Origin of the sequence: Flavobacterium sp. (assembly GCF_052437795.1) — a bacterium.
Classification (GTDB): domain Bacteria; phylum Bacteroidota; class Bacteroidia; order Flavobacteriales; family Flavobacteriaceae; genus Flavobacterium.
This window is the reverse complement of record NZ_JBQVPA010000002.1, coordinates 660,956-673,542: the sequence shown is the minus strand read 5'-3', so window position 1 is coordinate 673,542 and position 12,587 is coordinate 660,956. Positions and strand designations below refer to the sequence as shown.

16 protein-coding genes are annotated in these 12,587 nt (G+C 43.4%); all 16 read right to left on the bottom strand.

Features of this window, described 5'->3' with window-relative positions:
• Window positions 1-201: 201 nt before the first annotated feature.
• Window positions 202-636: a TraQ conjugal transfer family protein gene (locus ACT6R0_RS09815; RefSeq protein ID WP_444652413.1), complete on the bottom strand. Its 435-nt coding sequence runs from the start codon at window positions 634-636 to the stop codon at window positions 202-204.
• Between the two features lie 11 nt (window positions 637-647).
• Entirely contained in the window at window positions 648-1,205 is a 558-nt protein-coding gene (locus tag ACT6R0_RS09810) for a conjugal transfer protein TraO (RefSeq protein ID WP_444652414.1), read from the bottom strand.
• A 10-nt stretch (window positions 1,206-1,215) separates the two neighbouring features.
• Window positions 1,216-2,121 (bottom strand): conjugative transposon protein TraN, encoded by a 906-nt coding sequence (traN, locus tag ACT6R0_RS09805; RefSeq protein WP_444652415.1) that lies wholly within the window; start codon window positions 2,119-2,121, stop codon window positions 1,216-1,218.
• A 24-nt stretch (window positions 2,122-2,145) separates the two neighbouring features.
• Window positions 2,146-3,426: a conjugative transposon protein TraM gene (gene traM / locus ACT6R0_RS09800; RefSeq protein ID WP_444652416.1), complete on the bottom strand. Its 1,281-nt coding sequence runs from the start codon at window positions 3,424-3,426 to the stop codon at window positions 2,146-2,148.
• Window positions 3,427-3,432: 6 nt separating this feature from the next.
• On the bottom strand, window positions 3,433-3,693 hold the full coding sequence (locus ACT6R0_RS09795; RefSeq protein WP_444652417.1) for a nitrogen regulatory IIA protein: 261 nt from the start codon (window positions 3,691-3,693) through the stop codon (window positions 3,433-3,435).
• A 10-nt stretch (window positions 3,694-3,703) separates the two neighbouring features.
• Complete coding sequence (gene traK / locus ACT6R0_RS09790) at window positions 3,704-4,327, bottom strand: conjugative transposon protein TraK (protein ID WP_444652418.1); 624 nt, start codon at window positions 4,325-4,327, stop codon at window positions 3,704-3,706.
• An 11-nt stretch (window positions 4,328-4,338) separates the two neighbouring features.
• On the bottom strand, window positions 4,339-5,334 hold the full coding sequence (gene traJ / locus ACT6R0_RS09785; protein WP_444652419.1) for a conjugative transposon protein TraJ: 996 nt from the start codon (window positions 5,332-5,334) through the stop codon (window positions 4,339-4,341).
• An 11-nt stretch (window positions 5,335-5,345) separates the two neighbouring features.
• Window positions 5,346-5,975, bottom strand: a complete 630-nt coding sequence (locus ACT6R0_RS09780) for a DUF4141 domain-containing protein (RefSeq protein ID WP_444652420.1) — start codon at window positions 5,973-5,975, stop codon at window positions 5,346-5,348.
• Between the two features lie 23 nt (window positions 5,976-5,998).
• Window positions 5,999-8,503, bottom strand: coding sequence for a TraG family conjugative transposon ATPase (locus tag ACT6R0_RS09775; protein WP_444652421.1), 2,505 nt, complete (start codon window positions 8,501-8,503; stop codon window positions 5,999-6,001).
• Window positions 8,500-8,832: a DUF4133 domain-containing protein gene (locus ACT6R0_RS09770; RefSeq protein ID WP_444652422.1), complete on the bottom strand. Its 333-nt coding sequence runs from the start codon at window positions 8,830-8,832 to the stop codon at window positions 8,500-8,502. Before ACT6R0_RS09770 ends, ACT6R0_RS09775 begins: the two co-directional genes overlap by 4 nt.
• A gap of 11 nt (window positions 8,833-8,843) precedes the next feature.
• Window positions 8,844-9,149: a DUF4134 domain-containing protein gene (locus ACT6R0_RS09765; protein ID WP_444652423.1), complete on the bottom strand. Its 306-nt coding sequence runs from the start codon at window positions 9,147-9,149 to the stop codon at window positions 8,844-8,846.
• Between the two features lie 195 nt (window positions 9,150-9,344).
• Window positions 9,345-10,169, bottom strand: a complete 825-nt coding sequence (locus tag ACT6R0_RS09760; RefSeq protein ID WP_444652424.1) for a hypothetical protein — start codon at window positions 10,167-10,169, stop codon at window positions 9,345-9,347.
• A gap of 30 nt (window positions 10,170-10,199) precedes the next feature.
• Complete coding sequence (locus ACT6R0_RS09755; RefSeq protein ID WP_444652425.1) at window positions 10,200-10,832, bottom strand: conjugal transfer protein TraD; 633 nt, start codon at window positions 10,830-10,832, stop codon at window positions 10,200-10,202.
• Between the two features lie 11 nt (window positions 10,833-10,843).
• Window positions 10,844-11,293, bottom strand: a complete 450-nt coding sequence (locus ACT6R0_RS09750; protein WP_444652426.1) for a DUF3408 domain-containing protein — start codon at window positions 11,291-11,293, stop codon at window positions 10,844-10,846.
• Between the two features lie 5 nt (window positions 11,294-11,298).
• Complete coding sequence (locus ACT6R0_RS09745; RefSeq protein WP_444652427.1) at window positions 11,299-12,066, bottom strand: ParA family protein; 768 nt, start codon at window positions 12,064-12,066, stop codon at window positions 11,299-11,301.
• A 190-nt stretch (window positions 12,067-12,256) separates the two neighbouring features.
• Complete coding sequence (locus tag ACT6R0_RS09740) at window positions 12,257-12,427, bottom strand: hypothetical protein (protein WP_444652428.1); 171 nt, start codon at window positions 12,425-12,427, stop codon at window positions 12,257-12,259.
• Window positions 12,428-12,587 lie beyond the last annotated feature (160 nt).

Below are 12,587 nucleotides of genomic sequence, written 5' to 3'. Positions count from 1 at the left end.
TAGCGTGAGCGTTCCTACTTATTGTCTCGCGGTCTTTAAAAATTACCAGTTTTCAATGTCGAGACTTAAAGCAAAAACACTTTAAGATTTTTCTATATTTTGTACAAAGATACTAACGTCTGTGCTTTTATCCAATGTTTCTGTTAAAGAAAAGGTTATGAATAAAAAAGCCCCGAAGGAATTTCGGGGCTTTGCACTTATTTAATCACTGCTGTTAAACTGGAAGCTTACCTGTTGCTCATTTCCGAAGTTATCAGATATCCATACATCAAAAGATTGCGAGGTTGTAGATGCAGAGGTGTAATATAGCCTAAATTGCAATTCCGGCAAATCGTACACGTCGTTTGGCAGGTACGGCGCTTGATCGAAGTACTGCAATGTGCCCTGCCCGTCAAATTGGAAATAACGGATAAAATAATGGGTATTGTCGTAGCTTCCTGTGGGCTGTATCGTAAAACGTATTTCAACTGTCTGCCCGTTGGCAACCTCATCAGGAACAGGCATCACAGATACCTCAAAAGGGAAATTGTCCTGTATGTCAAGTTCCTCATCCTGGCTGGATGCACATGATAAGCAACCCAGCGTTACGGATAAGATTAAAAGGAACTGCTTACTTCTTTTCAATATACTTTTCATAGTCTTAAATTTTAAAGATTAAATCGTAATCCTGCCCCGGCTGATGGACGGAATTGCTCTAATGAAGTTCCCCATAACATTTTAGCGCGTCCCTGCAGTACCAGCACCACACGGTCAAACAGATACACCTCGAGGGACAATCTGCCGCCAGCTCCATAAACAAAACCTTCCTCATCAAGGATTTTAGCCCTGTCAAACAACAATTCTTCACCGCGATTTATGGTTTCGTAACCACCAACACCAGCTATACCAGCATATACTGCTATTGCTTTCTTCCTGTCAGCAAGCAACCTGAAACTATAACCTGCTTCACCAAGGAAAGTCTCCAGCGGTATGCTTGTTCCTTTGTATTCGGCGTAGCGATGGGCGTATTCTACCCCGTATAGCTGATAATTGCCCTTTTTTGTCATAATAGTCAGGACAGTGCCAAGAAAGTAATTCTTTTCAGGACTATCAGATGTAAATGTTCCAACTATTGCTTCCAATCCTTTTTGGCCTGGAAGCATGCGTTGCGCATGGCCAGAAAAGACGAGCAAAAACATCATTGATGTAAATATTAGCTTTTTCATATATTGTGCTTTATCGTGATTTGATTTTAAGATGCATATCCTCGATGCGCTTAGCACCAACCAAATCCGAATTGGAAACTTCTAATAGCTGGTGCCTGCCGCCGCTTTTCTCATAAATCTCTACCAATAAAACTTTCTCATCATCAATAGTAAACTGGTCCAAAAGGAAAACATTCTGTTCTTTGCTTTGCGCAGCGATTGGCATAAGAGGCTTATACATTCTTAGTGCCGTGAGCGCTCTTTCCTGCGCAACGGTGCGCTTTGCCACTTTTTTATCGACCACTTTGAAATTCACAAAATCAATGCGGAAGGGCACATTTGTAGTATTGCGAAGCTCTGTATGAAAGTAAAAACTTCCGCGATGCGTGTAAATTCCTTTAAGCAGGAACTGAATACTATAACTTTTCGACCCGATATGTCTTATCAGGCGTTTATCCTTCTGATAGATTGTCTCCAATAACAGCCCCGCCACAGAAGGGGAATTATTGCCCAACTCTTCGAACAACACATCGTTACTGGAATTTCTTTGCAATGTCCTGCCCAGTTTCAGCATGTCATAGCTTAGCACGTATGGATAGGCACTATAGTAAGCGTTGAAACTGTAGAAGCGACCGTCCTCTGTAATGACGGAAAAATTTGTTTCTTCCTCGAAGTCACGCACAGCAGCCTTGACGCGCAGCACATTATCAGCATCCTCTGCCTTTCCTGCAACAAGGTAATCGCTGCCCAGATCAATGTATCGGATTGCAGATGGAAAAATAATGTGGCTGGTCTTATCGAAGGTGACCTCCATTTCATACGGTTCAACTTTCCCGGCATCAAGAAGATTGGAACTTTGTGCAACTCCTGTTGTAGCCGTTAGGCCCGACATGGCAATAGCAAGCATTGCCACTACTTTTTTAAATAGTGATTTCATGATTTAATTGAATTTAGTTAAATGTTATTTTTTAGAAACGAGGAAGACTTGATGACCGGCCTTGAGAGTTACTTTTTGGACCCTCACTTTTTTCGAGAAGTAGCCCGAAACACCCTGGACAACACCCCTGCTCAAATCTGCAGCAATTTGTTGTCCTGCTGAGCGGGTAAGCATCATATTAGAACCTGCCGTCTGGCTCATATTGGCTGCCATTTCGCCGGCTGCGCCAGCTTCGGGAGTTATGGGAACGTATAATCCGGGCTGCCCATCAACGTCGTACACCAATATCTCAACCGGAATAATATTGCCCTGATGTTCAATTGAGGAAATTTTCAATTGCAGCCTGCCTGTCTGGAATTTTGCAGAAGCCGTTAATTTAGCTCCCTGAGGGATAGTGATATTGCCCGCGTGTGCATTTTCAAGCAACCTCAGCCTTACGTTTCCTTCCCCTGCAATAATTTGGATTTCGTGTACGCATGCGCGTATCCCGTTGCGAACCTCGGGTTCCTGATATTGTGGGGCGGTACTAAATACCCTTCGTGTTTCAGGCTGGGGGCTTATTGCAGATAGATTCCCTTCCGCACTGCGGGGCAAAGCTGAAACAACATTTTTCCTGTGCTGGCGAAAGGCTACAAATGGTTGCTTTTCTGTAGCAGCAACGGAATCCTTATTTTTTGCAGGCCTCGAGCCTGGAAAATACTTAGAAGCCATCTCGTAGGACTTCTCCATAAGCGCAAGCTGGTTCTGCATCGGATCTTGTAAAGTCTTCTTTTGGGAAAGTTCAGCCTTCATCTCTTCAAGTTCTTTTCGCAAAGCATCGTTCTCATCATTCTTCTGGTAAAATGAGCCCAGTGTGCTTTGTACATTGCGATAGCTGCTTAAGGCATTTCCGCCATTCTCCGGATTTGGTTGCTCCTTAACTGTCTCTTCCTGGACAATTTCCTGCTTTGTAGAATCGGAACTCCAATAATCGGACAATGTCTGAAGCGACTTTCTTTTTTCCTGATCCTTTTTTTCTAACAATTCCTGCTCATAGGCTTTTTGCTTATCCGATTGTAATCCTGCATCGCTGGCCTGCGGCACAGCGTCATTAATCCCCACCTTTTCTAAAGGATTGTCATTTTCGCCCGAGGGGGAAAATATCAGGTACATGCAGCCGAGAAATACGGCTCCCATAAGCGCAAAGATCAACGGCTTTTTAAGGCGTTCCGCTTTACCTACGTTTCCATCCGGAAGCTGCGAAGCTTCCTGCTCAGGGTTTCCTTCGGTAACCCTGACGACCTTCTTTTTTTCAGTCTCTTTCATAATTCATCATTTATAGGTATTTAAAATTGTGTCTTTCTGCTGCGTTGCAGATTTGGATTTGAGTACAGGGTTTTCAATATGCCTGAACTCTATTTCCGTAGTGGCGAAGCCAACGTCGTACCAGTATTTAAGGTAAACTCCTACGCTAATAGCGAGATAAATGGCAAATAGCAATACGGTAATTTTGCGTTGTCTTTCGCGGGACAAAGCCCGCCAATGAACTTCCTGCTTTTCCATCCACTGGCTAATTGAATCCCTTAATTTCATAATGAAAGTTTTAGCGTTCTATAGTTTCTATGTCATTGTTCTGAAGGACGCTGAATTTCTCAATAGTAAAACCTTGCGGGTTACTGTCCGAGCGCACAGAATTTACAAGGCTGCAAGAAGTTATAAGGCTCCTATTGGTTACATTGCTGCTACGGACTATACTTTGCCTTGCGTAAGTGGTGACCGCATAGGGATACGTATCAAAATTGCAGACGACACTGTCTACTTCTATCCTTTGCTGTATGTTACCAGAAATAATTCTGTTGTAGTACCCTTTTTCCGAGAGGTCTTTATAATAATCAAAGGCGCTCTTATCTGCCAGGTTAAAGGCCCTTTTCATATTGCTCTCTATTGCATTTTTCTCCGGCGCGAGAGTAAAGAACAGTTCATGGAAGCGTCTGACATGCTCGCGAGCTTCAACAGGGCGGTTAATGGATGCATCCTGTGATAATGCAAGCATAAGTGACTTGCCATCATCGAGGACATATATTTTCTCTCTTTGTTCCTGCGCAAACTGGTACGATTTCCAGACCGCAAAACCAGCAATGAGCAGGCAAAGCACTGCAAAGATTAAAGAGTACAGCCTTATTTGCCTGAAGCTGTTTTCTATATTTCTTAAAATTTTAAATTCCATCTTTTTAATTTTTATTTGTTCATTAGCCTTCCACTTATATTCCCAACACCTGCTCCTGAGACCGCACCTGCAACATTGCCTGTTTTTTGCGCCGCCTGGTTGACATTTCTTGTATAATTTCCTGCACCGCCTGCCTGAATTATCCAGCCGGTAACCGTTGGGATAGTGAAGTAGCCTATGATGCCAATAATCATAAATATGATATAGACTGTCGATGAGCTATCAGGGATATAATTGGGATCAGAAAGGCTTTCAATATCTTTCTGAAGAATCAGCGTCTGAATTTTTGCAAGCATTGCGCTAAAGAGGTCTGCAACCGGCAGCCATAGATAAACGCTGATGTACCGCATCAGCCATTGGGTCAAAGTTGACTGGAAACCGTCCCATACCGATATAGCAAAGGCTATAGGTCCAAGGATTGACAGCACTATGAGAAAGAATGTCCTGATGGTATCGATGACAAGGGCTGCTGCTTTGAAAAGTATCTCGATAAATTCCCTGAAGCCATCTTTGATGCTTTTTTCAAGATTATACATTTCACGTTCCAAATACATTCCTGACATTGTCATCAGGTCACCGGGCGACCAACCCAACTCTTCCAACTGCTTATCGAATTCTTCGTCCGATACTAAATAAGCCGTTTCTGGATTGCGAAGCATTGCCTCACGTTCCAGTTGGTCTTTCTGCTGCTGTAGTGCATTAAGGTCAAAAACCTGGCCTTCTAATATGCCGTGCGTGCCGGTCACTACAGGGTTGAGCACTGCATTGATAGTTCCAAGCACCATGGTAGGAAAGAACATGATGCATAGTCCTAAGGCGAATGGCCTCAACAGTGGGAATACATCTATTGGCTCAGCACGGCTTAGGGCCTGCCACACCTTTAGTGCTACATAAAAAAGTGCGCCCAGACCTGCAAGTCCTTTGGCTACGGTCGCCATTTCAGCTGAAAGTGGTATCATCTCATCATAAAGCGACCGTAATACCTGATGAAGGTTTTCAAATTCCATAACAATATGCATTACCAGTATTTTTCATTTGGTTTCCCATACAATTCCAAAACCCTTTTGGTATCGTTTGCCTTCTTTGCACGAATAAGGCTGACCGAGATATTTTTGTTGGTATAGTAGCGTACCAGGCTATGGTATTTCTTTACATCGCTATACACCTTGTCTATAATATCCATACGCTCTTTATCATTTAGAGAAAGGCTTGAGGCAGTGATGATTTGCTTGAGTTCCTTTAATAGCTCGGCGCTCTCGTTAAGAAGCTTGGAGTAACCAAAGCCAATGGCATTGAGTTCCTGCGCATTAAAATTGGGATCGTTCATCATTTTTCCAAAGTTCACTACGTAGATTTCGGAAATGTCCCCAACCATCAGTACCGTAAGCTGCACTTTTCGTGCATCCTTTACCAGGTTGTTTACTGCTTTTAAAGCATCATAATACTCTTTTCCCTGCTGATAGACCTTCTGTACTTCTTTAAAGCTGTCCAACGTATTAGCAGCTGTAGCCGAGGTCTGCACAATTTCCTGAGCGGTGTTGACAATTCCCTGTGCCAGGTTCGTAGGGTCAGATACCACCCACTGCGCCTTCATCGGTACGGTGGCAAATAGTATAGCCACCAGCACCATAAACATTGCTTTTTTCATTTTTCTTGATTTTAAAATAATTATTACTCGTCTAGTTTTTCCCTTCTTTCTCCTGCAATCCGCTTGATTGCCAGTTCCACGTTGCCACCAAGCTCAGCGGCAAGCTGCATTACCTCCAGTTTTTCCGTTTCTTCAGTGGTGTATGCCAAATATTCTTCGAGGCTAACCTCCGTAGCATATACTGCCGAATGAGTGCCACCAAGCCCAATCCAGACTTCCTTGTAAAGGCGCGAGGGATCATTGTTCATGTTTATGGAAAGCACCTGAGCTTTTTCCTTGTCGGTTAGGCCAAGCATTGCCTGTATATCGCCAAACTTGTTCATGTACTTCCTTTGATCCAAAAGGATTTTACAATCGGAATTATTGATGATACTTTCCTTGACTATCGGTGACTGGATGATGTCATCAACTTCCTGTGTCACGACGATGGCCTCTCCGAAGAATTTGCGCACAGTCTTGAACAGGTATTTTATGTACTCCGCCATGCCTTCTTTCGCAATGGCTTTCCATGCTTCTTCGATTAAGATGAGCTTGCGGATACCTTTCAGTCTTCGCATTTTGTTAATGAAGACTTCCATGATGATGATAGTAACAATAGGAAAAAGTATCTTGTGGTCTTTAATAGCATCTATCTCAAAAACTATAAACCGCTTCGAGAGCAGGTCAAGCTGCTTGTCCGAATTCAGCAGATAATCATACTCGCCTCCTTCGTAATAGGGTTCCAGTACGTTTAGGAAATTGGCAAGGTCAAAATCTTTTTCCCTGACATGCTTTTCCTCCAGCACTTTACGGTAACGGGTCTGAACATAGGTATAAAAGCCGTTGAAAGAAGGTTGCTCAGTCCCGTGTTTTATCATTTCAATGTAGCCGCTGACTGCATTGGATAAGGCCACTTCTTCAGAGCGTGTAGGCGGCTCGTCATCACGTTTCCAAAGGGTAAGTATCAGTGTCTTGATACTTTCGCGCTTCTCGATATCAAATACACCGTCATCCGTATAAAATGGATTGAAGGCTATAGGATTGTCCTCCGTGTAGGTGAAATAGACACCGTCTTCTCCTTTGGTCTTGCCTTTAATCAACTCACACAAACCCTGATAGCTGTTACCTGTATCTACAAGCAGGACATGTGCCCCTTGCTCGTAATACTGGCGCACCATATGATTGGTAAAGAATGACTTTCCTGAACCTGATGGGCCCAGTATAAACTTATTCCTATTGGTAATTATCCCGCGCTTCATTGGGAGGTCCGATATGTCAAGGTGGATAGGCTTTCCGGTCAGGCGGCCAGCCATCTTGATGCCGAATGGCGAAGCGGAGTTTTGATAATTTGTCTCTTCCGTAAAAAAGCATAGTGCTGGTTCGATGAAAGTATAAAAACTCTCCTCGCTTGGAAAATCACCGGCATTGCCCGGAATCGCCCCCCAATAGAGCGTGGCCACATCAGAAGTGTTGTGCCTGGGTTTACACTCCATAAGCGCGAGTGCGCTACCCGCATCATTTTTAAGCTGCTTAAATTCGAGAGGGTCGTCAGACCATGACATTACATTGAAGTGGGCACGAATGGAAGAGAGCCCGAACGAGTGCGCCTCATTAAGGTAGCGCTCAATCCATTCTTTGTTTATTTGGTTGCTGCGGCTGTAACGTGCCAGCGAATGCATATTACGCGCTGATTTCTCAAACTTCCGAAGGTTGTCTTCGCTGTTATCCAGAAATATATACTGGTTATATATATGGTTACAGCTAAGCAGCAAGCCAACCGGGGCAGCAAATGACAGGCGGCAATCGCTGCGGTCGGTGGAAAGCTTCTCAAAGCGGGTATCTGCTGAAACGGTACCCGGCAGATCATCTGTATCGGACAACGTGTGCAGGCATAGCCTGTTATTTCCAATCCGCACTTCTTCAGTTGCCAAGGCGATGTCCTGCATCGGGGTTCCCTTTTCCCGGGAAAGGGTAAAATATTGCTCCAACAGCCCCTGTGTTTCGTCGTTGCCGACAATTTCGTCCTCAGTGAGTCGTTCCAGCTTTACAAAACCACTATCATTGATGATCCGCTCGAATTGTGCCACAGCTTCCATAAAGCGGTGTATTGCGTCCTTGTCCAGTATTTCCTTGGGGATTAGCGTTCCCTTGCAAAGCGTTGAAAAATTGCTTTGCATCCGCATTCGATCCTTGCTGGTCTTGGTCAGGAATACATAACAGTAATGGTTCAGGAAGGGGCGCTCGTTAAAATGCTGCTGATATGATTTTCCTAAAAAACTAAGGCCATCTGCCGCGATGTCCGGCGCGTAATTCTCCTTGATATACCAATCTTGTTTGTGGACTATTGTATAATCGGGCAAGGTCTTGATGGCTTTATGCCACGCTGAATGTATTGCTTCATATTCTGCCGACGCCACTGTAAAGAGTTCAGGCAGATTTACCCGAAAGCACGCCGTAACATCAGCCTCTTTTGAGATGATGCAATTATTCTCCACAGCGAGAAGTGGAAACTTTTGTTCGAGGGTTGCAGATTTAGAAATATTTTTCATATTGAACCGGCTTTAGGAATAATTTTCAAGTATCGCGGTATTGCCTTGCGGCAGATAATGTACCTGGGATGCCTTTTGCGTGCTGCAATTTTCATCAGGCCGTGCTCCCCATATTTTTTATTGAGGTAAAATGTTTGCCACACTATTAGTGATGTCCCTCCCGCACCAAGCGCGAGGCAGATATAGGAACTTATTCCGGCAATATACAAGACCATTACCAAGACCAACATTCCTAATAAGCCGCCCGCGAAAATGAAAAGGTACTGTGCCTTCAGCCCTTTAAATTCAACAGTCCTGCCGATTCCCTTATTTATATTATAGCTACGCATAGGGATTGCGATTAAAGGAAGAATGAGCGAAGTACCGTAGCGGCAACTATTAAAAATATACAAGCTCCAAACCACGAAGCCGCGGTTTTACTTGTGTCAGGGTCACCTGAACTGAACTTGTTATACACTTTTACACCTCCAATCAGGCCTACCACCGCACCTATTGCGTAAATAAGCTGTGTCGCAGGATCAAAATAGGAGGTTACCATTTGTGTAGCCTCATTAATGCCCGCGGAACCGTTTCCCTGTGCGTATATAATTAAGCCTGACTGTAAGGCAACTGCTGCGAGCAGCAATTTTTTTCTTTGTTCTTTCATAATTAAAATGCATTAAATAGTTACTAATCTCCCGCAACTGGCGGGCTTATGGGACAAATATGCAACAGAAAAGAAGGCGGGATCATAAAGTATAACCCGTGGGAAGGGTTTGGCATTCTGTGGCTTCGCTGTAAATAAAAAGGCATAAAAAAACCAAACTTTACAGTTTGGCATGTCGTTAATCCGGTAGTATGTTTAAAATTTAGGGCCCCTGGAATTATTTTTCTGCTTATGTAACGGCCGTGCTTTTTCGCCCGATTTTTGCAGGTTACCCTCAACTTTGAGATTGCTTTTGATCAAATCAGCAAGAAAGGTTTTTTTCCAGGGAATTTGCCTTGCCGCAAATTGTAACTGTAAACCGTTCCTGAAAAGCCCGTGGGTAATTTCAAACCCGTATTTTCGATTCCAGCCAATCCTGTCAAGTAATCTTTCCGAAGGAAATCTTATAGCTATTAAATCTGTGGGAAGCTCTTTAATAGTCCGGTAGTCAGGTTCCTGAAATTCGTGTGTTTTGGGATTGTAAGGAATAGTATAATGTCTTTTGTCTTCATCATAATAGTTTTCAATATTTGAGAATACGATTCCATTGGATAGGAAATCATCTTTCGGCCTTAGTTTATCCATCTGCAGATCAACATAAAATATATGTCCGGCTATTTCAATGGTAGGTAAAACCCCTTTGTTAGCCCGCAAATCATAAGCTACCGGATCTACCATTATTTCAAAGTCAGTCTTTTCCCTTATTTTTTCCAGTGGTAAATTGTATTTTTGAGCCATGCCAACAGGGTCCATTGCCACCTGATCAGGTATATCAACTACTACTGTTTTATTTTTACTCCATAAAGATGGAATATTTTTTTCCCTCAAATCATAATCGAAGGTATAGTGATTACCATGATGACGCATATCATCAAACCTGATGATATTTGTTTCCTTTCCGCACTCCCTCAATTCTGATTGTCTCACATCGACAAAGAATGGTGTCCCCTCGATGCTGATAGTTGGCAGGTCCCTTTGCATACTCACTATTATTTAAAAACAGAGGGGAGCTTAGATAAACTCCCCAATGTCAAAATCACCCAAACTATTTTTCCGCAAATTGGAAGAACTGTTCTCCTTTTCAGCAAGAGTGCTATCTAAAAGCTGCGCGATTCTTTCTGAAGCACCCTCTATGGAATTTTCCAGCAGGCTGAATAATTCAGTTCCTTGTAATCGTTGAACAATCGCAACCGCCGTTTCCTTTTGGGATTTTTCCAAATTTGTCTTTTGGAGCAATGCCCCCACGGAGCTAAGTTCGTCATAGGTAACCCCTTGGGCAAAACTGTTATCGCCTCCGGAAATTCCATACCTGTCCCACTCTTCTTCCTCGTCTGCATATTCAGGCGTGATGCTGAAAACTTCGTCCAGCTCTTCCTGCGGAATCTGAATACCTACGTTTTCATTTTCGTCGTATTCAATGTCTAAATTAGCAGGGTCAAAGCTTTGTTCCTCAACTTGGCTTTCATTGTTATCTTTTGGCATTGAAAGGCTTTTTACAGGCTTCGGCTGCCCCATAATATCGGGAAGGTTCGGATTGGCTTTGTCCTGTATAGGCTTTTGCTCCGGCTTTCTATTAATCACGATCTTATCCTGCAAAAGCAGGACAATAACGAGTAGCAGGCATATTACAATAACTATTTCCATAATCAGGCACTTTAAAAAATGGGTTTAAACTTTTCATTGAAATCGTCCGTAATTGCTTTCTCAAACATTTTAAAATGATGTTCGAGGATGTTGTCAAGATAGGCATACAACGGAATCTCATCTTTTCCAATGACCTGTACAATACGGGATAGGCGCTCATGGTATTCCTGCCGGATATAAATGCTTTTATCCCCTCGCTTTGTCATTGAGTGGGTTTTCAAAAAATGTTGGCCATAGCTTCCATCAAGGTTTTTCTTTACCCTACTTCTGTCCTTTAGTTCAGGCCTGCTTTGCTGTATTTCTGCTAGTTTCACCTCTTCTTGTACAGCTGCCTCTTCAGGCTCTTCAGGCGTTTCGGGAGGAAGTTGCAAGCCATCCTTTTTCACGCCGTCCACCATCAGGTTCATCATCATTTCCTCGTTAATGTCTGGCGTGACTTTTCTTTTATTATCTCTTTCCATAAGGATTACAATTGGATGATTTTTAAAAATTCGTCAATAAAGAGGTCTAACTGGCAGGCTTTCATCAGCCGCTCATCGGGAGGCATCACGGTAGAACGAAAAACGGTTTTGCTATCCGCTTCGCTTTCCTTGCGAAAGCGGGTGCTGTTTTTGACTTGGCTTTTCATCAGGCTTAATCCCAACTCGGCAATGAGCTGGTTGTACACACCATAGAGTGGTGTGCTCTCCCTGCCATCCACCTGGTTCCAGAAAAGGTTAATCGTTTGTATGGAAGTTTCGCCCTTTTTCATAATCACGTCCTGCAAAAGCTGGGTAAAGATGAGCGTACTCTCCATTACAACACGATCTGCCGTGATGGGTGTAAAAATGTGGTGCATGCCAGCTAACGCTTTTAGGATGCCGGGTGTATTCACGGTCCCAGGAAGGTCAAAGAACAGCACATCAAGCGGAACGGAAGAAGCATTTACAAAATCGTGTGCAGCTTCCAGTACATTTTCTGTTTTTTGTTGTGCGATAGGATAGGCTTTTTTATTGATGGTAGAAAATTGCTTATACGCCAGCTTTTTCAAAACCTCATTTTCCATAACCATTGACAAATCCCTTGTCTTCATTTTCATCAGGCTGTGCTGCGGAAAATCCGCGTCAAATACGGCTACATTGTAGCCTAGCCGATAGTGCATTGTACTCGCTACAAGCGTGGTAAAGGTGCTTTTGCCAACACCACCTTTTTGAGAAGAAAAGGCCACGAAAAGCGGTTTCTTTTTTGAATTCATATTTTTAAGATTTTAAAGTTCGATTTGTTCCTCTTTCAACTGTGCCAGCTTCACGCTATCAGTCAGGACTGTTGTCACAGTTGCTTGCAGTCCTTATTGATTTCCTGTGCTCATGCAGTACAGCGGTCCCGCTTTCGTGCCGGCATCCTACAAGGCAGGATTGCCGCATTCTAACATTCCTGCTATCAACTCATCTACCAGGATCGCAGGATATGCGCATGGCCGGCGTTCCAGCTTCCCAACATTCCTGCAATCCTGCTTTCTTGCATTCCTGCAATGAGACAGGCCGGAAAGCCTGCCATCTTGAAAGTGTACCGTCTGAGCTTCCTGAAGCACGGACGATCTGCCTTCCTTCTGGCATTAATGACAAATAACCCATCATTTTCTTTCAGGTGCATTACTGCGACACTGTTTTGCATTTGGAGGCATTGGTTGGCGCTGCCGCACTGTACAATGATTTGATAAATAGGATCTTACTTTGTAAAATGATTTTTAGTAAAGGGTTAATGGACAAGTGTTTT